Below are 21,888 nucleotides of genomic sequence, written 5' to 3'. Positions count from 1 at the left end.
GGCCGGCGTCCGGTAGGTTGTTGCCTAAAATGGGGTCGTGAGAGGACGGGGCGGGAAGATGGGTCTCGGCAGGACCGAGGGGCTCCTCCTCGCCCTCTACCTGTCGGCGCTCCTCCTCGTCGGGCTGCTGACGGTCGGTAGCCAGGGGATCACCTGGGACGAGCCCAACTACTTCGGTTCGTCCTATTCCTACCTCTCCTGGTTCGCCCATGTCGCCGCGGAGCCGGCGGATTGGTGGGCCTCGATCGACCGTTTCTGGGCGCCGAGCCACGAGGCGCCGCCGTTCTTCAAGCTCTGGGCCGGCCTCTTCGCGGGGGCCGGGGCGCTGGTGCTCGGTACGGAGGACCTCGGCGCGCTGGGCGACGCCTACCGGATGGGCTCCTACGCCCTCTTCCTGCTCGCGACGTACGCGGCGTTCCGGTTCGCGCGGGGGGAGTTCGGGGTCGTGGCGGCCTGGGGCGCGGCGCTCGGGATGCCCCTGATACCGGCGCTCTTCGGCTTCGCCCGGCTCGGGCAGCTCGACGGGGCCGTGGCCTCCATGTTCCTGCTCTCGGCGATCGCGACCTACCGGATGCTGTCGCGCGGCGGGCGCGGGCGCGTCGTCCTCTCCGGCGTGCTCCTCGGGCTCGCGTTCGCCACGAAGATCAACGTCTTCCCCCTCGTCCTGGCGTCTCTGCTGTGGGTCTTGATCTACGGCCGCGGGGAGAACCTCAAGACTTCCGTGAGCAGGCTCGCCGCGGGCTTCGGGATCGGCGCGCTGACGTTCTTCGCGATCTGGCCGTGGCTCTGGCGGGACCCGGCGGGGAGGCTGTGGGGGTACCTCACCTGGGCGGGCGGTCTGCAGGACGAGCGCTTCACCTACTACCTGGGGGAGTGGTGGGCCGGGGCGCCGTTCCACTACCCGCTCGTCGCGCTCCTCGCGTACGCGCCGCTCGTCGTCGCCGCCGCGGGCGTGCTCGGGGTCTGCCGGATGCTCGGCGCGGCTTCGAGCCCGGCGTCCGGCTGGATCCTGCTGCACCTCGCCCTCGTCCTCGCCGTCGCGGGCTCCGGTCTCGTCCCGGTCTACGGCGGGCCGCGCCAGTTTCTCGCGGCCTTCCCGCTCTGGGCGATCTGCGCCGGGGTCGGCCTCGCGTGGGCGTCCTCCCGGCTACGCCTGCTGCGGCGACCGGCCGTGCCCCTCGCGCTCTACTGCGCCCTGGCGCTGCCCGGTATCGTCTGGACCGGTCCGGGGAACTCCCTCGAGTACTACGGGGAGGCGGTCGGCCTGATCCCCGGCGCCCGCGCTTTAGGCTTCGAGACGACGTACCTCGCGGACACCTACGGGCCCGCCGTCGACTACCTGAACGAGGAGGCCGAAAGGGGGGCGACGGTCTACGCCCAGGCGGGCACCTTCGCGGTCCTGGAGGCGTACCGCAGGACCGGCGAGCTGCGCGAAGACCTCCGGCCCGCCTACCTCGCCCCGATAGCGCCCGACAGGTACACGGTGGACGACGCGCCCCGTCCCGGCTCCTTCTTCCTGTTCCTGCCGCGCCAGTCCATCTACACGAACGGGATGCTGGCGTTGGAGGACGAGCCGCCCCTTTACGCCCACGAGAAGGGCGGCGTGCCGCTCGTGAAGGTCTACTCCGGCGAGGCGGTGGGGGAGACGCTCGCCATCGAGGGCGTCCCCGAGCCGCGGGAGGTGGGGCTAGGAAACGCCCTGATCTCCCTCGGCCTCGTCCTCCTCTTGCTCCTCGTCCTCCTCCGGGCGCAGAAGAAGCAGGGCGAAGAGCGGGAGTAGCAGCCCGTTTCGCGCCGAGAGCATGGCGGTGAAGTACGGCAGGTTCCCGGAGATCGCCCAGTACTGCTCGTTGATGGCGGTGGTGAGCACTATGGCCGCGAGGTAGAGCGCCCACGCCGCCCTGGCGTGCCTCACCCCTCCCAGCTCCGTGACGAGCGTGAGGAGGGGCAGGGGCCAGAGCAGGAAGTGCGGGCTGAGGACCTTGCCGAAGACGGCGAACGCGAACGTGGCCGCGGCCGCCGCCCGCAGGGCGCCCATCACGGGAGCGCGCCGCCAGCCCCTGCCGGCGAGGAGCAGGGCGCCCCCGACCGCGAGGAGTTGCAGGACGCCGAAGAGGTTGACCAGGCTCTCCCCGAGCGGTCCCACGACGTTGAAGCTCCCGTAGGAGCGGACCACCTCCGCCCCCGGCAGCAGGAGCAGGACGTTCGCCGGGAGGCTCTCGATCATGGCGGGCCGGTCCGCGTGGTAGGCGAGGAAAGAGAGCGCCTCGGGACCGAAAGCGAGGACGCCCCACAGCACCCCGCCCGCGAAGACGGCCGCGGCCACGGCCCACCGCTTCAGCGTCTCCGGCAGACCGGCGCCGAAGGCCAGGGCCGGTGCCGCGACCATGGGGTAGAGCTTCAGGGCGCCGCCTACGCCCCAGAGCACGGCCGCCCACGCTCCGCGTCCGCGCAGGAGGAGGTAGGCGCCCGTCGTGGCCGCGGCGACGGGGGCGAGGTCGTGCCTTATAAAGGGGAGGCGCCAGAAGAGAAGGAAGGCGACGCCGTAGAGGATCACGGCCCTGCGGCCGACGCGGGAGAGGACGTACAGGACGGCCCAGTCCAGCAGGAGCATCTCGATCCCGAAGGCGGTAGCGTACGCCTTCGCGCCGGTGCTAGCGAGGCCGGGGAGGAGAAGGACGAGGAGGCTCGAGGGCGGGTACTCGTAGGGGAAGCCGGAGTAGGGCGTCTCGCCGGAGAAGATGCGCTCCGCGTAGGCCCGGAAGATCTCGACCTGAAACGCGGGCTCGCGGGCATCACTAGAATACAGGTAGAGCGTCAGGACGAGGAGCACGAGGGCGTGGGCGGCGGCGAACAGGAGCGCGAGGAAGGCCGGGCGGCGGATGTATCCGCGTTTCTCGCACACGGTGGGTATTTTCTCAGACCTTTCGGGAAACTTTGCGGTCGAGACGGCGTATAAACTTACTGGAATGGAACACGCGGCCAATATGACGGTGGGCGGGTGGCGCGAGAGGATCAAACGCCTCTCAGTCGGCCGCGCCCGCCTCTCGGACAACGAGCTCGTGGCCCGCTCCCTCGAGGGCGACGTCCGCTCGTACGAGGAGCTGGTCAAGCGCTACGAACGCCTGGTCGGGCGCGTCATCTACCCCTACGCCGGCCGCGACGCCGCCGTGGAGGACCTGACGCAGGAGACTTTCCTGAGGGCCTACGACCGCCTCTCCACCTTCAACCCCGACTACCGCTTCAAGACCTGGCTGCTCGCCATCGCCAACAACCTCGGCATCGACACGCTCAGGCGCCGCCGGGACGTGGTCGAGTTCAACCCCGACCTGCACGGCCGGGTGACGAGGGGCCCGGAGGCCGCCGCCGCGCAGGCCGAGCTCTCGAAGAGCGTGCGGGACGCCGTGGTCTCGCTGCCGGAGGCCTACAGCGTGCCGCTGGTCTTGCGCTACGCCGAGGGGCTCTCCTACGCGGAGATCGCCGAGATCCTGGAGATAAGCATCCCGGCCCTCAAGAGCCGCCTCTTCCGCGCCCGCAACATGCTAGCCGGCAGCCTCGAGGACGAGCGGCCGATAGGCAGCGGCGCGCGATGAGCGAGCACGGCCCGAACCCCTGCGGATGCGACCACGAGATGGTCTTCGAGCTGGCCGACGGGGGCCTCGACGGCGCTGACGCCGCCCCGCTCCGCGCCCACCTGGAGCGCTGCGCCGAGTGCCGCGAGCTCTACGAGCGCGAGCTGGAGCTGAACGCCTACCTGTCTTCGGCGCGGTTCCCCGAGCCGAGCTCGTGCTCCGTTCATCGGGGCGTGGCGATGGCGTTGCCGACGCGCCCGCTCTCGGCGCGTCTGTTGTGGGCGGCGCTCGCCGCGACGCTCCTCGCCCTCGCGTTCGTCTACCTCGAGCTCAACGGCGCCGAGCCCCTGATCGTGGCGGCCGGCGTCCTCGCGGCCGGCTGGGGCCTGGTCCTCGGGTCGGCCGGCGTGGCGCACACGCTCCTGGCCGCCGCGGGCTCGACCATCCTCCTCGTGCTCGTCGTGGGCGGCCTCGCCGACCTACTCATAGCGCTCGCGTTCGTCTCCGTGCACCGGAGGCGCCGGGCGCGAGAGGCATGACGCTCGCCCGGACCGTACTGCTTGCCCCCGCGCTGCTCCTGGCGTACCTCGTCCTCTCGGCGTCCCCGGCGAACGCCGCGGCGCTCGAGAAGGAGATCTTCGGGAACGTGGTCGTGGAGGAGGGGGAGGTAGAGGACGAGGTCTCGACGGCCTGGGGCGACGTGGTCGTGCGCGGCCGGGTGACGGGGGACGTGCACTCCGGCTTCGGGGACGTCGTCACCGAGGGGCCCGTGGGGGGCGACGTCGAGGCCGGCTTCGGGGACGTCCGCGTGGACGGCCCCGTGGAGGGCGACGTCAAGGCCGGGTTCGGGAACCTGTTCCTGGAGCGCGGGGCCCGGGTGGAGGGCGAGATCGGCCTCGGGTACGGCGCGGTGAGGGAGCAGCACCCCGAGGCGAGCGTGGGCGGCGGGGTACGAACCGCCGGCGTCGACGACGCCGATACCCCGCCCGGCGCGTCCCCCGGTACCGTCGCGAAGGGCGTCGCGACGCTCGGCTTCGCGGCGGCGGCGCTGCTGCTCGCCGTCGTCGCGCCTCGACCCTTGAGGGCCTCCGCCCGCCGCGTGGAGAGCGCCCCGGGAAGCTCCCTGCTCGTGGGCATAGCCTCCGTGCCGGTCGTCATAGTGGGGTCGGTCGTGCTCGCGTTCACCGGCGTCGGTCTCCTGATCCTCCCGCTTGCGTGGCCCGCGTACCTCGTGGTCCTGCTCTTCGGGGCGCTCGTCGTCGCCTACTCCCTCGGCCGCAGGGTCGTGCTCGCCACCGGGCGCTACCACGCCGGAGACACCCTCGCCGCGATCGTCGGCGCCCTCCTGGTCGCGGCGATCTCCCTGATCCCGATACTCGGCGGCCTGCTGCTCGCCGGCCTCGTGCTGCTCGGCACCGGCGCGGCCCTCTCCGCCGCCGTCGCCCGGCGTCCCACCTTCGGTCCGCCACGCCGGCCTACCTACGCCTCCTACGAGGACTACCTCCAGGCCCACCGCGAGGAGAAGTAGCCTCCGCGCGGACCGGCGCCTGAACCCGCGAGAACTGACCGAGGTAGCTCTTTCCGAGCGCCCGTGCGTTGGCCGGGCGGCCACGAGAGGTCCCCGTCAAAGGCGTGCGGCTTGGCCGCCGAGATGCTTCCTCGCCGCGTTGTTGCGTGGCCGTCGAGGGGGCCCGTATACTGCCGACGGGTGGAAGAAGCTGTCGGCCTCTTCGCGTGACAGGGTGGGGGAGGCAGTCGAAGCCAGATCCCAAGGCTTGGGGAGTAGACTCGTTGCTTCGGGTCGCGTAGGGAAAGGACCTCGATTTGGAGAAGGCGTGGATGCGTAACCCGCGTTTGCTGCTACCCGCGACCGTCGTCGCGGCGCTGCTCGTGGTCGCGGGCTGCGGCGGTGGCGGCGGCGGCGGTGGAGAGCAGGGCGGCGGGGGAGGGGGCGGCGGCGGTGGCAGCGAGGGGAACAACCTCGTCGTCGCCTACGATCAGGAGCCGCCGAGCCTCAACCCGTTCACCTCGGACGCCCTGGCGACGAACGACATGGCCCAGGCGGTGCTGGACAAGCCCTACGAGATACAGCCGGACCTCACCTACGCGCCGCAGCTCGCCGAGGGCGAGCCGCGGGTCGTGAGCGAGGACCCGTTCACGATCGAGTACACGCTCAAGGAGGGCCTGACGTGGTCCGACGGGGAGCCCCTGACGAGCGCGGACGCCAGGTTCACGTACGAGCAGATCATGAACCCGGACAACCAGATCATCACGCGCGAGGGCTTCGATAAGATCACGGAGTTCGAGACCCCTGATGAGCGCACGGTCAGGATGGTCTTCAGCGAGCCCTACGCCCTGTGGCAGACGCTGCTGGGCGGGTCCAACGGCTTCATCCTCCCCGAGCACGTCTACGCCGAGGAGGACTTCAACACGGCGATGAACGAGGAGATCGTCGGCAGCGGCCCCTTCGTCTTCGACGAGTTCCGCCGCGGCGAGAGCCTCAGGGTCACGCGCAACGAGAACTACTGGGGCGAAGCGCCGGCGCTCGACTCCGTCACCTACCGCTTCATCCCGGACACGAACTCGAACATCGCGGCGCTCCAGGCCGGCGAGGTCAGCCTGATCCGGCCCGCCCCGGACGTGGGGCTGTTCGAGAGGCTGGAGGGGATAGAGGGCACGACCACCGACAGCGCGAACGGGACGCAGTGGGAGCACATCGCCTTCAACACCGAGGTGATAGACAACCCCCAGCTCAGGCAGGCTATCGCCTACGGCATCAACCGCCAGCAGATCATCGACGAGCTGTTGCAGGGACAGGAGGTGCCGGCGCTTCAGAGCGTCGTGGTGCCGGAGCAGGACCAGTTCTACACCCCGTCCTGGGAGCGCTACACCTACGATCCCGACCGGGCGCGCCAGCTTGTCGAGGAGGCGACGGCGGCGGGGGCCGACCCCACCATCACCTTCTCCACGACCTCGGGCAACGCCCTGCGCGAGACGCTGCAGGAGCTCGTGCAGCAGCAGCTCGGGGACGTCGGCATAACGGTCGAGATCGCCAACCAGTCCGCGGAGCAGTTCTTCGGCGAGACCACGCTCAACGGCGACTTCGAGATGGGGCTGTGGGCCTGGATCGCCACCCCCGAGCCCGACCTCGTGCCGCTCTTCTCTTCGGGGGGCATCCCGCCCGAGGGGCAGAACTACTACCGCTACGAGAACGAGGAGGTTTCTAGCCTGCTGGAGGAGTACCAGCGCACGGTCGACGAGGGGCAGCAGGGCGAGCTCGTGCAGCAGGCGACCGACCTGATGGCCGAGGACGTGCCGCTGATCCCGATCTACCAGCGGCCCGAGGTTCTGACGTTCTCCGACGGGCTCCAGGGGCCGGACGCCAACCCGACGCTGGCGGGTGCTTTCTGGAACATCGAGGAGTGGGAGCTCGCGCAGTAGTGACGGGCTTTCCTCGCGGAAGGGTAGAGGCGGGGCCGTTCGTCGCGGCCCCGCCCGCCCCTGAGCAGGCCCCGCCCGACAGGGAGAGGTCCCGCGCTTGCTAGCCTACGTCGTGCGGCGCACCATCTTCAGCGCCCTTATACTGCTCCTGGCGAGCGCCGTGATCTTTTATATCGTGAGCCTCGCCGGGGATCCGCTGACGTACCTGCGCCAGAATCCGCGCGTGAGCCCGGAAGACCTGGCCCGATTCACCGCGTTGTACGGGCTCGACAAGCCGCTGTGGCAGCAGTACTTTATCTGGATAACGGACTTCCTCACCGGCGACATGGGGAGGAGTTTCTCGCAGAACACCTCCGTCAACTCCATCGTCGCCCCCAGGGTGTGGCCGACGGTGCTCCTGATGGGGTCGTCGCTGCTCATCACGATCCTGATCGCCATCCCCTTCGGCGTCTACTCGGCCCTCAAAAAGTACTCGGCGCTGGACAACGCGGGCACGTTCCTCTCGTTCGTGGGCTTCAGCATGCCGACCTTCTGGCTCGGGCTCATCCTCCAACTCGTCCTCGGGGTCTACCTGACCTCGTGGGCCGGCGTCAGGATCTTCTACACCTCCGGGATGCGTACCGACGGGGGCTTCGTGGACGTGTTGCAGCACTTGGCGCTCCCGGCGATCGCGCTGTCGGTCATCAGCGTCGCGCAGTTCAGCCGGTTCCAGCGGGCGGCGATGCTCGACGTGCTCTCCTCGGATTATCTGCGTACGGCGCGGGCCAAGGGGCTGCCCCAGAGGTCGGTCTACCTCAAGCACGCCCTCAGGAACGCCCTTATGCCGACGGTGACGCTGCTCGCGATCGAGATGGGCCTGATCTTTGGCGGGGCCGTCGTCACGGAGACGGTCTTCGCGTGGCCGGGGCTCGGCTTCCTGCTTATAGATTCGCTGTACAAGAACGACTACAACGTGGCCCGGGCGCTGCTGCTCATCGCGGCGGCGCTCATCATCTTCTTCAATCTCGTGGCGGACGTCGCCTACTCCTTCGTGGACCCGCGGGTGAGCTATGACTAGGAAGACCGAGGTCTAGGGCATGGTGGACCAGCCGAGGGGGATGACGGACCTTCGAGCGGACGGAGCGATGGGTCCGGGCGAGGCCGCCGCCGAGGGCTACGGCAAGGTAGAGGGGCGTACCCAGAAGCAGATCGTCTGGCGGCGCTTCAAGCGCCACAAGCTGGCGATAGCGGGCGGGCTGGTGCTGCTCCTGATATACGTCGCCGCGCTCGCCACGCCCGTCATCGCGCCGTACGAGTACGACGAGTCGGACTTCACGGCGATAAATCAGGGGCCGAGCGCCGACCACCCCATGGGTACGGACCGTCTCGGGCGGGACGAGCTTACGCGCGTCCTCTACGGCGGCCGGGTCTCCCTGGTGGTGGGCCTCGGCGTCGGAACGTTCGTTACCCTGATCGGTGGGATCGTCGGGCTCCTCAGTGGCTACTACGGCAGGCGCGTTGACACCGCGCTCGCGGGCCTCATGGACTTCGTGCTCGTGCTGCCGTTCCTGCCGGTGCTGCTCGTCCTCGGGAGCATCTTCCAGTTCTCCGCGTTCACGATCACCTTCGTCATCGCGCTGCTGCTCTGGCCGAGGATGGCCCGGATCGTGCGCGGGCAGGTCCTGAGCATCCGCAACCAAGACTACGTGCAGGCGGCGAAGGCCATCGGCGTCTCGGACGTGAGGATAGCGTTCAGGCACGTCCTGCCGAACGTCGTCGGGATCATGGTGGTCGAGGCGACGCTCGTGGTGGCGCAGGCGATCCTTATCGAGACGGCGGTCTCGTACCTCGGGCTGGGGATACAGCCGCCCACCCCCTCCTGGGGCAACATGCTGGAGGACTCGCGCACCACGATGACGACGCAGTGGTGGCTTACCTGGTTTCCGGGGCTCATGATCGTCCTTACGGCCCTGTGCGTGAATTTCCTCGGCGACGGCCTGCGCGACGCGCTGGACCCGAAGGCCGTGGAGTAGAGAGGCTTACTTTTTATGGCGATGCTCGAAGTGAACGACCTCAAGACCCACTTCAAGACGCAGGACGGCACGGTGAAGGCCGTGGACGGGGTCTCGTTCTCCCTGGAGCCCGGGGAGACGCTGGGGATCGTCGGGGAGTCGGGGAGCGGGAAGAGCGTGACGGCGCTGAGCCTCATGCAGCTCAACCCCAAGCCGCCCGTCGAGTACCCGGAGGGCGAGATCCTCTTCGAGGGCCAGGACCTGTTGAAGGCGAGCGAGTCCCGGATGCAGAAGATACGCGGCAACGACATCGCCATGATCTTCCAGGACCCGATGACGAGCCTGAACCCGGTCTTTACCGTCGGCGACCAGATCACGGAGGCCATCCGCATCCACCAGCAGGTCTCCAAGGGCGAGGCGAAGAAGCGCGCGGTACAGGTCCTCAAGGACGTCGGGATCGCCAACCCGGAGAGGCGCGTGGACGAGTACCCGCACCAGTACTCCGGCGGGATGCGCCAGCGCGCCATGATCGCGATGGGCCTCTCGTGCAACCCGAAGGTGCTTATCGCGGACGAGCCGACGACGGCGCTCGACGTGACGATCCAGGCCCAGATTCTGGAGCTCATGGTCGACCTCCAGGAGAAGTACGGGACGGCGATCGTGATGATCACGCACGACCTCGGGGTGGTCGCCCAACTCGCCGACAAGGTCATGGTGATGTACGCCGGGCGCGCCGTGGAGCAGGGACCGACGGACGACGTCTTCTACGACCCGATGATGCCGTACACGTGGTCGCTGCTACGCTCCATCCCGCGCCTGGACACCGCCGGGGAGGTGCGGCTCCTCCCGATCAAGGGGACGCCGCCCAGCTTGATCTTCCTGCCCGAAGGCTGCAACTTCAACCCGCGCTGCCCTTTCGTGAAGGACGAGTGCCACAGGATAGACCCCGCGCTGGAAGGGAAGAAGCCGGGCCACGCCGCCGCCTGCATCCTCTCGCCCGAGGAGCTGGAGAACAAGAAGCACCGCGTCGACGAGGAGCTGGGGGTGGAGGGATGACCGAGGCGCCGAACGGCCGCACCGAAGCGGCGGGAGCAACGTCGAGCGCGTCGTCCGGCGAGTACCTGCTGGAGACCCGCGGGCTGAAGATGCACTTCCCCATAAAAGCCGGCGTCCTCAAGCGGACGGTCGGGCACGTCAAGGCGGTGGACGGGGTGGACTTGCAGGTCCGCCAGGGGGAGACGCTCGGGCTCGTCGGGGAGTCGGGGTGCGGCAAGAGCACGCTGGCGCGCCTGATCCTGCGCCTCCTCGAACCGACCGCCGGCGAGGTGGTCTTCGAGGGCGAGAACATCCTCGGCTACGACCGCAAGCGGATGCTGCGTGTGAGAAGGGATATGCAGATTATCTTCCAGGACCCGTACGCGAGCCTGAACCCGCGCATGACGGTGGGCAACATCATCGCGGAGCCCCTGAAGACGCACGACATCGGCGGGTCCTCCGGCGAGCGCAAGCGCCGGGTTCAGGAGTTGCTCGAGATCGTGGGGCTCAACCCCGAGCACTACAACCGCTACCCGCACGAGTTCTCCGGCGGGCAGCGCCAGAGGATCGGGGTGGCGCGCGCCGTCGCCCTGAACCCGAAGCTCATAATCTGCGACGAGCCGGTCTCCGCTCTGGACGTCTCGATCCAGGCTCAGGTCGTGAACCTCCTCCAGGACTTGCAGAAGGAGTTCGGGCTGACGTACGTGTTTATCGCGCACGACCTCTCGGTGGTGAAGCACATCTCGGATCGGGTCGCGGTGATGTACCTCGGCAAGATCGCCGAGATCTCCGACCGCAAGGGCCTCTACGCGGAGCCGCGCCACCCCTACACGAACGCCCTCCTCTCGGCGATCCCGGTCCCCGACCCCGAGAAGGAGCGGGCGCGCCGCCGCGTCGTGCTCGCCGGCGACGTCCCTTCGCCGGCGAACCCGCCGAGCGGCTGCAACTTCCACACCCGCTGCCCGAGGGTCCGGGAGTACTGCAAGGAGCACGTCCCCCCGCTCATCCCGCAGGAGAAGAACGGCGGGGCGGAGGCCGGCGAGTCGCCCGACCACCGCGCCTCGTGCTTCTTCCCCGTCCTCGAGGGCCAGCGTATCGACGAGCGCGCCGAGAGCACCCCGTACAGGGTCTCGGAGCGCTAGCCCCTTCGGGCCGCGGCCCGGAGCGGTGTTAAACGCCAAACCGGCTATATAATCACTCGCGTGTGGAGGAATACCGCGAACAAGCTCGACCTGCGCCGCTCGATCGTGCGGGTGCTCGCGCTCGTGCTCGTCATGCTTGCCCTGATGTTCGCCGCCTATGCTTACGGGCGCTCCGAGAGCCCCGCGTCCCTCTCCTCGGAGGACCAGGAGAGCGTGAGGCTCTACGCCGAGGCGCTCAAGGAGGTCGAGGACGACTACGTCGACCAGGAGGCCGTCGACCCCAAAAAGCAGACCTACGGGGCGATCCAGGGCATGATCGAATCTCTGGGCGATGAGGGACACACGCGCTTTCTGACCCCCGAGGAGGTCGAGAACAACCGCCAGGGTCTCTCGGGCAAGTACGTCGGGATAGGCGTCCAGCTCGAGAACCGGGAGGAGGAGGTCGTGGTCTCGGCCCCGATCGACGGGTCCCCGGCCGACGAGGCGGGGGTGAAGACGGGCGACGTGGTGGTCGCCGTCGACGGCGAGGGCGTCGAGGGGGAGGACGTAGCCCAGATCGCCGAGAAGGTGCGGGGGCCGGAGGGGAGCCCCGTGGAGCTCACCGTCCGGCGCGGCGAGGAGGAGCAGAGCTTCGAGCTCGAGCGCGAGGAGCTCGCCGTCGAGACCGCCTCCTGGAACCTCATCCCCGAGACGAACGTCGCCCACCTGAGGCTCGCCTCCTTCTCGCAGGACGCCGCCGAGGGGCTCCGCGTCGCGATGGACGAGGCGCGGACGGCCGGGGCCCAGCGCTTCGTCCTCGACCTGAGGGCCAACCCCGGCGGCCAGGTGGACCAGGCCATAGCCGTCGCCGAGCTCTTTCTGGGCCCCGACCAGGTGGTCTACGTCCGCAGGGACGCCTCCGGAGATCAGGACGAGGTCCGGACCTCGGACGACGCCGAGCCCACGGATGCCCCGGTGGTCGTTCTGACCAACGGCGGGACGGCGTCGAGCGCGGAGATCGTGGCCGGGGCCCTCCGGGACAACGGCCGCGCCGAGGTGGTGGGCGAGACGACGTTCGGGACCGGGACCGTCCTCGCCGAGCGCACCCTGAGCGACGGCTCGGCGATCCTGCTCGGCGTCGCCGAGTGGCTGACGCCGAACGGGGACTTTATCCGGGAGTCGGGGATCGAGCCGGACGTCGAGGCGGCGCTAGCGGAGGGGCAGGAGCCCCTCATCCCGGGCGAGGAAGAGGGGATGAGCCGGGGGGAGATCCTCGACGGGGACGCCCAGCTGGCGCGCGCCGTCGAGGTGCTGGAGGGGACGCCGCGGGAGGCCCCCGAAGATGCCCCGCAGGCGTCGCGCGAGCCCCCGGGCGGCGCTTAGGCGCCCGACCGCGGGGGTAGAACCCCGAGGACGGGGATGCCGTGAGGCGTCCCATCTCGAAGGCTCTCGGGGAGGAACATGGGTTTCATGGAACGCGCTTTGTACGGGGCCCTCGGCGGGGCCGGGGCCACGGTCGCGCTGAGCGGGTTGCGGCAGGTCCTGGCGCGCGCGGGGCTGGTGCAGAGCAGCGCCCCCGAGCAGGTCGTGGCTAGGCTTGAGGAGCTGGGGCTCGTGGACGACTGGTCGAAGGGGGCCCGCCGCGCCCTCACGGTCGCCGCGCACCTCGGCTACGGCGTGGGGATCGGGACCTCCCTCGGGCTGCTCCGCCGGGAGCGCGGGGGGGCCGCCGAGGAGGCCGCCGTCGGCTCGGCCCTCGGGCTGCTGTCCTGGGCCTTCAACTGGTCCGCCCTGCTGCCGCTCACCGGGGTGCACGAGCCCCCGTGGAAGCAGCGCACCCCGAAGGTCCTCCTGCCGATCCTGGACCACGCCTTCTTCGGCGCGGTTTGGGCCCTGATCTTCCGCGCCCGGGGCTCCTGAGGACGGCTCGGACAGCCCCAAGCGCGTTTAAGCATATCTCCTGAAGGGTATGGTTCGCCTCGAAACGTGGCGAAACACAAGGAGGTACCGTGGCTCAGAGGGTACACGAGAGCATCGAGGTCCAGGCACCCCTGCGGGATGTCTTCTCGTACTGGTCGAACTTCGAGAACTTTCCGAAGATCATGAGCAACGTCGAAGAGGTACGCATGACGGGGCAGGACACCAGCCATTGGAAGGTCAAGGGCCCCCTCGGCACCAGCGTGGGCTTCGACGCCAAGACCACCGAGATGGACCCGAGTCGTGGCATCGGCTGGAACAGCATCGACGGCGACGTCCAGACCTCCGGCGAGGTCCGCTTCGAGGAGGTCGCGGTGGGCCGCACGCGCATCGACGTGACGATGAACTACGCCGACCCGCCGGGCGGCAAGGTCGGCGAGGTAGCGGCGAACGTGCTCTCCAACCCCGAGCGCGAGATGCGCGAGGACCTGGAGAACTTCGCCAAGATGGTCGAGAGGGGCGAGCTGGGCGGCCCGGACAACCAGACGCCGAGCCGGTAATCGTCCCCTTCGGGCTGGGTTAATATGAGGACCGCCGGGCGGCTGCCCGGCGGTCCGTTCCGTGCGACGGGAGGTTCCCCTTGGGACTCGCAGTAGTTTTCCTTCTCATACTCCTCGTGATCGCCATCGTGGCGATCCCGGTCCTCACGCGGGTCTTCCGCGAGGCCGCCGGCCGCAACCCCAACACGCCCCGGAACAACGAGGACGGTGACGGGGACCGCGGCTAAGGCTGCCCGGAGAGGCGGATGACCGCCAGGGAGGTCCCCGACGGCCTCAAGGCCTTGCAGGAGGGCGGGGGGCGCGTCGTCTTCACGAACGGATGCTTCGATCTTTTGCACCCCGGCCACGTGGCGTACCTGGAATCGGCGCGCGCCCTCGGGGACGCCCTCGTGGTCGGGCTCAACTCCGACGAGTCGGTGCGGGGGCTCGGCAAGGGCCCGGATCGGCCCCTCGTCGCGGAGGGGGACCGCGCCGCCGTCCTGGGTGCCCTGCGGGCCGTCGACGCCGTCGTCGTGTTCGACGAGCGGACGCCCGTTCGCCTCATGCGCGAGGTCCGGCCGGCCGTGTACGTCAAAGGCGGAGACTACCGCGTAGAGGACCTGCCCGAGGCCGAGGTCGCGGACGAGATCGGGGCGGAGGTCAGGATCATCCCGTTCGAGCCCGGCTACTCGACGAGCGATCTGGTACGGAAGATTCGGAGCTCCTCGCCGTAACGCGTCGCGGGCCAGGAGCTTGCGGGGCGGTTACTAGTCCAGGAGGTCGCGCAGGGAGGCGGCGTGGGGGCTCGACTTGATCTTGGCCAGCGCCGTGAGCTGGATCTGGCGGATCCTCTCGCGGGTGACGTCGAAGCGCTCGCCCACCTCTTCGAGGGTCTTGGGCTGGCCGCCGGTGAGGCCGAAGCGGTACTCCAGCACCATGCGCTCGCGCTCGGGGAGGCTGCCGAGGGCCTCTTGCATGCGGCTCTTCAGGAGCGAGGTCTTCGCGAGGTCGTGGGGGGTCTCGGAGTCCTCGTCGGCGATAAAGTCGCCGAGCTCGGAGGAGTGGTCCTCGCCGACCGGGGTTTCGAGGGAGATGGAGCGGCGGCTGACGCGCCGTATGCGCCCTATCTCGTCGACCTCGACCTCCATGTGCTTGGCGACCTCCTCGTCCGTGGGGTCGCGGTTGAGCTCGGCGGCGAGGGAGCGCTGCACGCGGTAGTACTTGTTTATCTTCTCGACCATGTGGACGGGGACGCGGATGGTCCGGCCCTTGTCGGCGATGGCGCGGGTGACGGCCTGGCGGATCCACCACGTCGCGTACGTCGAGAACTTGAAGCCCTTGCGGTAGTTGAACTTCTCGACCGCGCGCATCAGGCCGATGTTCCCCTCCTGGATGAGGTCCAGCAGGGAGACGCCGCGGCTCGCGTACTTTTTCGCGATGGAGACGACGAGCCTCAAGTTCGCGCGCGTGAGGTGGGCCTTGGCCCGCTTGTCGCCGCGCTCGACGCGCTTGGCGAGGTAGACCTCCTGGCCCTTCGTGAGGAGGGGGGTCTTGCCGATCTCGTCGAGGTACATCTGTACGGCGTCGCCGGTGTAGCGCGTCTTCAGGTCGCTCTCGAGGACCTCTTCCACAAGCTGGGCGTCCTCGTCCTCGTTGTGGAGGGTGTCGTTCAGAAACTCCGCGTCCACGACCTCGACGCCGTGCTCGCGGAGTAGGCCGTAGACCTGCTGGATCTCTTCGGTGGAGAGGTCGACCTCCTGGAGTAGGTCCAGGACCTCGCTGGACTCGAGAGTGCCGGATTCCTGCCCGGCCTCGAAGAGTTCCTGGATCTCCTCTATCTCCCGAAGGTCGCGTTGGGGCTGCAAGGTCTCCTCTGGTCTACTGTGGTCGGTCCATCGGTTCCCGAAACACTAGCCTTATTGACGCGTAATATATCCGATACGAAGCAAAGATCAACGAGCGCGCTACGAAAGGGGTACCCCTTGTTGGGCTTGAGAAACCTCTACAGGGTCTTCCAGGAATCGCGCACCGCGGCCCAGAGGCGGGCGACCCTCGCGGTGGTCGGCGACGCCCCCGAGGCGGCCGCCCTGGCCTCCCTCCTGAACGCCAACACGTCCACGAGCGGGGCGGAGATCAAGCTCTCGGTCTCGCCCCACCCGGACGGGAAGGTCGAGGTCTCACCCTCCGGCGAGGGGGTCGAGGACAACGATCGGGTAACGCTCTCGGCCGTGACGGAGGGGGCCGTGCGGGCGGAGCTCGCCCCGCGGCTCGCGTCGGCGCTGAACGAGGACTACCTCGTCCCACTCGCCCGGGGCTACCCGATCTTCAGGAGGGCGGCGTGCGAGGAGATCGCGCGGCACAACGCCCGGCAGAACGCCGTGCTGGGGGCGCTGCCGATCCCCGGCGCCGACATGCCGGCCATCACGGCGAACCAGGGGCGGATGGTCTTGCACATCGCGGCGGCGTACGGGGAGGAGCTCTCGATGGAGCGGGCGCGCGAGCTGCTCGGGGTGCTCGCGGCGGGCTTCGGCCTCCGGGCGCTCAGCCGCCAGGTCTTGAAGCTCGTGCCGGTCGCGGGCTGGGCGGCCTCCGGGGCAATCGGCTACGCGGGGACGGTGGCGATGGGGCGGGCGGCCATCCTGTACTTCGAGCGCGGCAAGGTGGAGCCGAGCTCCGCCGAACGGTCCGAGATCCTGCGCCGCGCCCAGGAGGAGGCGAGGGCCTTCGTGGCCCGCCTCCGCCGCCGCTAGGGCACCGCTCCGGCTGCTGGCGCGGCCAAAACGACGTTTGTTCCGATGAAGCGGCGCGCATAATCCCCATATGTTCTCGAAGATATACGAGGCGGTAGGCCTCGTGAGAAGGGCTCTGGCCGAGGTACGCAGGATAGGGGTTCGGCTCTTTCTCGCGCTGACGGCCGTCCAGGCGGTGCTCGTGGCCGGCCTGATCGCCCTTGCCCAGATCCGCAAGCGCCGGCACGGGCCCAGGGAGGGCTTCCCCTGGGAGGAGCAGCCCGAGGTCGAGCTGGACTCCGGGGGCATGCTCAAGCTGTACCCCTTCGGGGTGAAGCTCTACGAGGCGATGCTCGAGGAGATAGAGGGGGCCGAGGAGACGATCTTCGTCGGCACCTTCATCTGGAAGGGCGACGAGATGGGGAAGCGCTTCGTGAAGGCGCTCCACAAGAAGGCGCTCGAGGGCGTGAAGGTGTGCGTTATCTTCGACGGGCTCGCGAACGTGGTCGTGCCGCCGTCCTTCAAGCAGTTTCCGGACGAGATACAGACGCTCCACTTCCGTCCCCTGTGGGGACCGGCGAACCTCGTCAACCCCAGGAACGTCTTCCGCTACCACCGGCACACCATGATCGTGGACGGGGAGGTGGCGTTCGTGGGCGGGTACAACATAGGTTCGCTCTACGAGGCGGGCTGGCGCGACACGCAGATCAAGATCCGGGGCTGGGAGGCCCGCGACCTCGAGAACGACTTCATGGACTTCTGGAACAGCCACCGCACCGGCGACCTGGAGCGCATAGAGATCGAGCGCCGGCGCAGCTGGAACCCGGCGGTCGTCTTTCGCCGGAACGACCCTTACCTGAGGATCTTCCCCATACGCGCGATGTACATCGAGGCGATCGACCGCGCGAACCATCGCATCTACCTCACGCACGCCTACTTTATCCCCGACCGCGCGATGCGGGCCGGCCTGATGGACGCTGCGAAGCGGGGCGTGGACGTGCAGGTCCTGATCCCCCGCGACTCGAACCACGTCACCGCCGACTGGCTCGCCCGGCGCCACTTCCACGAGCTCCTGAGCGCGGGCGTGAGGATCTTCCGCTACAAGCACATCATGATCCACTCCAAGACCGCGACGATAGACGGGGTCTGGTCCACGGTAGGCTCGGCGAACATCGACCGCTACAGCATGCTGGGCAACTACGAGATCAACCTCGAGGTCTACGACGAGCGCCTCGCCGAGCAGATGGAGCGTATGTTCGCCCTCGACAAGACGAACGCCGAGGAGCTCACGCTGGAGGAGTGGGAGAGCCGCCCGCTGCCCTCCAAGGTCGTCGAGCGGGCCCTCGCCACCCTGAGCCCGCTGGTGTAGCCGCTCCCATCGAGCCCCCTCCGTACCCACCGTGGTAGGTAGGCGGCGCGCGTACCATCCTTCGGGGATGAAGGCATGCCGCGGCGAGCAGGTATGTTACGGGTACGGAGCGGAGGCGGACCGGGGAGGGGTATCGCTCGTGAAGACGGACCGTGAGGACCGCCGGCGGCGGCTGGTCGAGAAGGAGGACGTTCGCACCCTGACGGTTCGGGTGTTCCCGGACCGCGACGACGGTGCGACCTTCCCGCTCGCCTACACCGACTCGGGGGCGGATGGGGAGAGGCCCGTGCTCGTCGTCCTGCCCGGCGGGCCCGGGTTCGCGTCGGTGGCGCCCTACGCGCCCATCCGGCCCCGCATCGTCCGCGCGGGCTTCCGGGTCGTGATGGTCGAGCACCGGGGGGTGGGGCTCTCCCGGCACGACGAGCGGGGGCGAGACCTGCCCGTGGAGGCGATGCGGGTCGAGCACGCCGCTCGCGACGTCGTCGCCGTTCTGGATCACCTCGGGGTGGGGGAGGCGTGGGTTCACGGCACCTCCTACGGCGGCTACCTGGCGCAGGCCATCGGCGTGCTCGCCCCCGAGAGGGTGGCGGGGATGTTCCTCGACTCGACCATGTTCTCCTCCGCCCACGAGGAGGCCGTTCGGGAGCGCAACCGCCGCCTTTTCCTGCGCGGCGAAGACGAGAGGACCGCGGGGATCGCGGAGAGGGTTCGGCGTCTGATCTCCTCCGGGGAGGTCTCGGACGGGGAGCTCGCGGAGGTGGTGCCGCCCGTCTACGAGCTCGCGGGTCCCCGGGTCGCGGAACTCCTTCTCGACCGTCTCGCAGACGGACGGCGTTTCGAGTGGGACCGCATCCTCGCGCAGTTTCGCAAGGAGCTCGAGAGCGGGGCGAACTTCCCGCTCGTCTTCGAGTTCGACCTTGCGGGGGCGATCTGGTACCGCGAGCTCGTCCCCCGGATCGCGGACGGCGAGCCGTTCGACACCGCCCGCATCTTCGCCGAGAAGGCCGGGGCTTTCCCGCCTTTCGAGGGCGAGCCTTTTGAGCCCGCCGCCGTCCTGCCCGGCTTCTCCTGGCCGGTGGTCCTCTTCTCCGGGGGGCGGGACACGAGGGCCCCGGTCTTTCTGCACGACGAGATGGCCTCCCTGCTGCCCGGCGCCGTGCACGTAGTTTTTCCGGACGCCGCGCACGACCTCTTGAGGTTTCGCACCGGGGCCGTCCTGGACGTGGAGGCCGCCGCCGTACGGGCGGGCCTCGAGGAGGCCGGGCGGGTCGCCGCCTCTCGCGTCACCGATGGGCCGTGGCACCCGCAAGCTCTGCTCGCCCGCGCCCTCGAAGGCTACTTCGTGCTCGCGCGCCTGGCGGATCGGCCCGCTGTGCGCCGGGGTGCCGTGGCGCTCGCGGGAGGCCTGACGGCGGTGTTCCTCGGTCGCGTGCTCGCCCGCCGCGCTCGCAAGTAGGGGCGCCTTACGCTTCTGACCGCGCGCGGGAGCGCGCGTGCCGCTTTGTATAATGCGAGTGGTAGCTTCTATTTGTCGGGGAGGAGACGGGTTGGCGGAGTGGCGGCTCCTGGAGCCGGGGGCGGACGTTGTCGCGGAGCTCAAGCGCGCGGCGGAGGTGGACGAGCTGTGCGCCCGCGTGCTGGCGAACAGGGGCGTCGACGCCGGGGCCGCGCTCGGGTTCCTCTCGCCCTCCCTCAAGGCCATCGGGGCGCCGGAGGAGGAGGCGTGGCGGGTCGCGGCGCGCAGGGTGGCGCGGGCCGTACGCGGCGGCGAGCGGATCGGGATCTTCGGCGACTACGACACCGATGGGATCACCTCCTCCGCGGTGCTCTACCTCGCGCTCTCCCGGTACACGAACAACCTCGCCGTCAAGCTGCCGACCCGACAGACGGGCTACGGGCTGCTGGAGCCCTACGTCCGGGACCTCTTCGCCGACGGGGTGGACCTCGTCGTCACCGCCGACTGCGGCATCTCCAACAGGGCGGGGGTCGAGATCGCGGCCTCGCTGGGGATGGACGTGATCGTGACGGACCACCACATCCCGCCGGAGGAGAGGCCCGAGGCCCCGCCCGCCGTCGCGGTCCTCGACCCGAAGCTCTGGAACATGGAAGATCCCCTGGCCGGCGTCGGGGTGGCGTGGAAGCTCGCGTGGGCCGTGGCCCGGGAGATGGGGGACCCGGACGGGAGAAAGCACCTCGGGAGGCTGCTCGACCTCGTGGCGCTCGGGACGATCGTGGACATAGCGCCCCTCGTCGGGGACAACCGGGCGCTCGCCTCGATGGGCCTCAAGCACATGAACCGCGCCCTGGAAGCCCGCGCCGCCCGCCCGGGGCTCGGGGCGCTGGTGAAGGTGGCGGGGGTGCGGGGCTCCTTGGACGAGGGCGACCTCGGCTGGAAGCTCGGGCCGAGGATCAACTCCATCGGCAGGATAAAGCACCCCGGCCCCGCCCTCGACCTCCTCCTGACGGACGACTCCAGGGAGGCGATGAGGCTCGCGTTCCTCCTTAACCAGATGAACTCCGACCGCCAGCAGCGCACCCGCTACGCCGTCGAGCGGGCGATGGAGGGGGTCGACCCGAGCAGGACTTCAAGGTCGTGGTCGCCGAGGAGGGGATGCTCGGCGGGCTCGCGGGCTCGTCGCCGGCAAGGTCGCGGGGGCGACGGGGAGGCCGGCGGCCGTGCTGAACCGGCGCGCCGACGGCTCCTACGGCGGGTCGGCGCGGGCGGGGGAGACGGACGTGGACCTCTACGGCGCCCTCCACGAGGTTCGCCACCTCCTCGGGGAGTGGGCGGGCACCGCAAGGCGGCCGGGCTGTCGGTCAAGGCCGGGGCCTTCGACGCTTTCGTGGCCGGGGTGAACGAGGCGGTGCGGGCGCAGACCCTGGAGGAGCCGGAGATCCTGACGCCCCGGTGGAGGTGGACGCGGAGGTGCCGCTGGAGAAGCTCTCCAACGGGCTGCTCGATTGGCACGAGAGGATCGCGCCGTTCGGGAGCGGGAACCACCGGCCCGTCTTCGTGAGCGAGGGGCTGAAGGTCCAGGGGTCGCGCAAGCTGTGGGAGGGGATGAACCTCCTGACCCTCGGAGGGGCCTCTCGGCGAAGCTCGCCGGGCCAGAGGCGGCCGTCCCCGCCGGGGCGTTCGACGCGGCGTACACCGTGAAGCGCAACGCCTACACGGGGGGGACGGAGCTGGAGATACTGGACTGGAGGGGTAGTTGAACGCCATCGGGGTGGACGTCGGGGGGACCAAGATCGCCGCGGGCGTCGTGACGCCGGAGGGGAAGGTCCTCAACGAGGTGCGCTACCCGTCCTCGGGGCCGACGGAGAGGCTGCTCTCCAGCATCGCTCGGGCGATCAACGACGTCAAGGACGGCTACGAGGTCGGCGGGGCGTGCCTGGCCGTGCCCGGCAACATCCTGGCGACGGAGAACAGGGTGATCTTCTCGCCCAACCTGCACACCATCGAGGGGGTCGACCTCGAGCAGGAGATGCGGCGCAGGACCGGGTTCGACATCACGGTGGAGAACGACGCGAACGCGGCGGCCTGGGGCGAGTTCCGCTTCGGGGCGGGGGCCCGGTACGACCACCTCGTGTTCGTCACCCTCGGGACGGGGGTGGGCGGCGGCGTGATCACGCACGGCGTCCTGATGCGCGGGGCGCAGGGAGCGGGCGGGGAGCTCGGGCACATGACGATTCAGGCGACGGGGCCGCGTTGCGGCTGCGGCAACCGGGGCTGCCTGGAGGCGCTCGCGTCGGGGACGGCCATCCAGCGCCGCGCCCGCGAGGTAGCCGCCGAGGAGCCGAACTCGGCCCTGGGGAGGCTCGCGATCGAGCGCCGGGTCCTCGGCGAGGACGTCACGCGGCTCGCGGAGGAGGGGGACGAGGCGGCGCTCTCGGTGCTCGAGGAGGCGGGGCTGTGGCTCGGCATCGGGCTGGCGGGCTTCGTCAACATCTTCAACCCCGAGGTGGTCGCCGTCGGCGGCGGCGTCTCCAGGGCGGGCGAGCTTATCCTGGACGCTACCCGCCGCGAGGTCCACCTCCGCGCCCGCTCCCCGGCCCGCGACCTCGTAAAGATCCAGCCGGCGACCCTCGGCCCGGAGTCGGGCGTCCTCGGCGCCGCCGCCCTCGCCCGCGACGAGTCGGGCGAGTACGTGCTCGGCACCTAGAGACGGCGCCC

At 69.6% G+C, this 21,888-nt stretch carries 22 protein-coding genes; 20 read left to right on the top strand and 2 right to left on the bottom strand.

The window, feature by feature from the left end; translation table 11 throughout:
- Positions 1–58: 58 nt before the first annotated feature.
- Complete coding sequence (locus GBA65_RS14115; protein WP_166397091.1) at positions 59–1,780, top strand: ArnT family glycosyltransferase; 1,722 nt, start codon at positions 59–61, stop codon at positions 1,778–1,780.
- On the opposite strand, the gene GBA65_RS14110 is transcribed toward GBA65_RS14115, so the two are convergent.
- Positions 1,688–2,905, bottom strand: a complete 1,218-nt coding sequence (locus tag GBA65_RS14110) for a glycosyltransferase 87 family protein (RefSeq protein ID WP_166397090.1) — start codon at positions 2,903–2,905, stop codon at positions 1,688–1,690. The two genes, GBA65_RS14115 and GBA65_RS14110, sit on opposite strands and share 93 nt — an antisense overlap.
- A gap of 82 nt (positions 2,906–2,987) precedes the next feature.
- On the opposite strand from GBA65_RS14110, the gene GBA65_RS14105 reads away from it, so the two are divergent.
- From GBA65_RS14105 to rfaE2, 13 genes are all read left to right on the top strand, one after another.
- Complete coding sequence (locus GBA65_RS14105; RefSeq protein ID WP_166397089.1) at positions 2,988–3,593, top strand: RNA polymerase sigma factor; 606 nt, start codon at positions 2,988–2,990, stop codon at positions 3,591–3,593.
- The gene (locus GBA65_RS14100; RefSeq protein WP_166397088.1) at positions 3,590–4,111 is read left to right on the top strand and encodes an anti-sigma factor family protein; all 522 of its coding nucleotides are present in this window, start codon (positions 3,590–3,592) and stop codon (positions 4,109–4,111) included. Before GBA65_RS14105 ends, GBA65_RS14100 begins: the two co-directional genes overlap by 4 nt.
- Positions 4,108–5,100, top strand: a complete 993-nt coding sequence (locus GBA65_RS14095) for a bactofilin family protein (protein WP_166397087.1) — start codon at positions 4,108–4,110, stop codon at positions 5,098–5,100. Before GBA65_RS14100 ends, GBA65_RS14095 begins: the two co-directional genes overlap by 4 nt.
- Positions 5,101–5,411: 311 nt before the next feature.
- Entirely contained in the window at positions 5,412–7,013 is a 1,602-nt protein-coding gene (locus tag GBA65_RS14090) for an ABC transporter substrate-binding protein (RefSeq protein ID WP_166397086.1), read from the top strand.
- Between the two features lie 97 nt (positions 7,014–7,110).
- Complete coding sequence (locus tag GBA65_RS14085; RefSeq protein ID WP_166397085.1) at positions 7,111–8,070, top strand: ABC transporter permease; 960 nt, start codon at positions 7,111–7,113, stop codon at positions 8,068–8,070.
- A gap of 19 nt (positions 8,071–8,089) precedes the next feature.
- Positions 8,090–9,025 (top strand): oligopeptide ABC transporter permease, encoded by a 936-nt coding sequence (opp4C, locus tag GBA65_RS14080; RefSeq protein ID WP_228281343.1) that lies wholly within the window; start codon positions 8,090–8,092, stop codon positions 9,023–9,025.
- Between the two features lie 15 nt (positions 9,026–9,040).
- Complete coding sequence (locus tag GBA65_RS14075; RefSeq protein WP_166397084.1) at positions 9,041–10,060, top strand: ABC transporter ATP-binding protein; 1,020 nt, start codon at positions 9,041–9,043, stop codon at positions 10,058–10,060.
- Positions 10,057–11,181, top strand: a complete 1,125-nt coding sequence (locus tag GBA65_RS14070) for an ABC transporter ATP-binding protein (protein ID WP_166397083.1) — start codon at positions 10,057–10,059, stop codon at positions 11,179–11,181. Before GBA65_RS14075 ends, GBA65_RS14070 begins: the two co-directional genes overlap by 4 nt.
- Before the next feature lie 60 nt (positions 11,182–11,241).
- Positions 11,242–12,543 (top strand): S41 family peptidase, encoded by a 1,302-nt coding sequence (locus GBA65_RS14065; RefSeq protein ID WP_166397082.1) that lies wholly within the window; start codon positions 11,242–11,244, stop codon positions 12,541–12,543.
- An 87-nt stretch (positions 12,544–12,630) separates the two neighbouring features.
- Positions 12,631–13,080, top strand: a complete 450-nt coding sequence (locus tag GBA65_RS14060; protein ID WP_166397081.1) for a hypothetical protein — start codon at positions 12,631–12,633, stop codon at positions 13,078–13,080.
- Positions 13,081–13,169: 89 nt separating this feature from the next.
- Complete coding sequence (locus tag GBA65_RS14055; protein ID WP_166397080.1) at positions 13,170–13,637, top strand: SRPBCC family protein; 468 nt, start codon at positions 13,170–13,172, stop codon at positions 13,635–13,637.
- A gap of 80 nt (positions 13,638–13,717) precedes the next feature.
- Positions 13,718–13,864 (top strand): hypothetical protein, encoded by a 147-nt coding sequence (locus GBA65_RS14050; protein WP_166397079.1) that lies wholly within the window; start codon positions 13,718–13,720, stop codon positions 13,862–13,864.
- A gap of 18 nt (positions 13,865–13,882) precedes the next feature.
- Positions 13,883–14,350 carry a D-glycero-beta-D-manno-heptose 1-phosphate adenylyltransferase gene (rfaE2, locus tag GBA65_RS14045; RefSeq protein WP_166397078.1) on the top strand — a complete coding sequence of 156 codons (468 nt, stop codon included), beginning with the start codon at positions 13,883–13,885 and terminating at the stop codon, positions 14,348–14,350.
- A gap of 33 nt (positions 14,351–14,383) precedes the next feature.
- On the opposite strand, the gene GBA65_RS14040 is transcribed toward rfaE2, so the two are convergent.
- Positions 14,384–15,481, bottom strand: a complete 1,098-nt coding sequence (locus GBA65_RS14040; RefSeq protein WP_166397077.1) for a sigma-70 family RNA polymerase sigma factor — start codon at positions 15,479–15,481, stop codon at positions 14,384–14,386.
- A 117-nt stretch (positions 15,482–15,598) separates the two neighbouring features.
- Here GBA65_RS14040 and GBA65_RS14035 point away from each other — a divergent pair, with 117 nt between their 5' ends.
- From GBA65_RS14035 to GBA65_RS14010, 6 genes are all read left to right on the top strand, one after another.
- Complete coding sequence (locus GBA65_RS14035) at positions 15,599–16,366, top strand: YcjF family protein (RefSeq protein ID WP_207955781.1); 768 nt, start codon at positions 15,599–15,601, stop codon at positions 16,364–16,366.
- A gap of 103 nt (positions 16,367–16,469) precedes the next feature.
- Positions 16,470–17,714 carry a phospholipase D-like domain-containing protein gene (locus GBA65_RS14030; RefSeq protein ID WP_228281342.1) on the top strand — a complete coding sequence of 415 codons (1,245 nt, stop codon included), beginning with the start codon at positions 16,470–16,472 and terminating at the stop codon, positions 17,712–17,714.
- A gap of 139 nt (positions 17,715–17,853) precedes the next feature.
- On the top strand, positions 17,854–19,170 hold the full coding sequence (locus tag GBA65_RS14025) for an alpha/beta fold hydrolase (protein WP_166397075.1): 1,317 nt from the start codon (positions 17,854–17,856) through the stop codon (positions 19,168–19,170).
- A 91-nt stretch (positions 19,171–19,261) separates the two neighbouring features.
- Positions 19,262–20,731: a single-stranded-DNA-specific exonuclease RecJ gene (locus GBA65_RS14020; protein WP_166397074.1), complete on the top strand. Its 1,470-nt coding sequence runs from the start codon at positions 19,262–19,264 to the stop codon at positions 20,729–20,731.
- Positions 20,623–20,871 carry a hypothetical protein gene (locus tag GBA65_RS26580; protein ID WP_407691018.1) on the top strand — a complete coding sequence of 83 codons (249 nt, stop codon included), beginning with the start codon at positions 20,623–20,625 and terminating at the stop codon, positions 20,869–20,871. Before GBA65_RS14020 ends, GBA65_RS26580 begins: the two co-directional genes overlap by 109 nt.
- A 55-nt stretch (positions 20,872–20,926) precedes the next feature.
- Entirely contained in the window at positions 20,927–21,877 is a 951-nt protein-coding gene (locus tag GBA65_RS14010; protein ID WP_166397072.1) for an ROK family protein, read from the top strand.
- The last annotated feature ends 11 nt before the right edge of the window (positions 21,878–21,888 follow it).

This window comes from Rubrobacter marinus (assembly GCF_011492965.1).
In the GTDB taxonomy this organism is placed as follows: Bacteria; Actinomycetota; Rubrobacteria; order Rubrobacterales; family Rubrobacteraceae; genus Rubrobacter_F; species Rubrobacter_F marinus.
The sequence above is the reverse complement of the archived record's forward strand: the minus strand, read 5'-3'. Positions and strand labels throughout refer to the sequence as shown.

What these genes read in the sequence shown, in the direction of transcription:
- GBA65_RS14115 (WP_166397091.1), top strand. Translation starts at nt 59, where the DNA reads ATGGGTCTCGGCAGGACCGAGGGGCTCCTCCTCGCCCTCTACCTGTCG.
- opp4C (WP_228281343.1), top strand. Translation starts at nt 8,090, where the DNA reads ATGGTGGACCAGCCGAGGGGGATGACGGACCTTCGAGCGGACGGAGCG.
- GBA65_RS14090 (WP_166397086.1), top strand. Translation starts at nt 5,412, where the DNA reads ATGCGTAACCCGCGTTTGCTGCTACCCGCGACCGTCGTCGCGGCGCTG.
- GBA65_RS14105 (WP_166397089.1), top strand. Translation starts at nt 2,988, where the DNA reads ATGACGGTGGGCGGGTGGCGCGAGAGGATCAAACGCCTCTCAGTCGGC.
- rfaE2 (WP_166397078.1), top strand. Translation starts at nt 13,883, where the DNA reads ATGACCGCCAGGGAGGTCCCCGACGGCCTCAAGGCCTTGCAGGAGGGC.
- GBA65_RS14060 (WP_166397081.1), top strand. Translation starts at nt 12,631, where the DNA reads ATGGAACGCGCTTTGTACGGGGCCCTCGGCGGGGCCGGGGCCACGGTC.
- GBA65_RS14100 (WP_166397088.1), top strand. Translation starts at nt 3,590, where the DNA reads ATGAGCGAGCACGGCCCGAACCCCTGCGGATGCGACCACGAGATGGTC.
- GBA65_RS14070 (WP_166397083.1), top strand. Translation starts at nt 10,057, where the DNA reads ATGACCGAGGCGCCGAACGGCCGCACCGAAGCGGCGGGAGCAACGTCG.
- GBA65_RS14095 (WP_166397087.1), top strand. Translation starts at nt 4,108, where the DNA reads ATGACGCTCGCCCGGACCGTACTGCTTGCCCCCGCGCTGCTCCTGGCG.
- GBA65_RS14075 (WP_166397084.1), top strand. Translation starts at nt 9,041, where the DNA reads ATGGCGATGCTCGAAGTGAACGACCTCAAGACCCACTTCAAGACGCAG.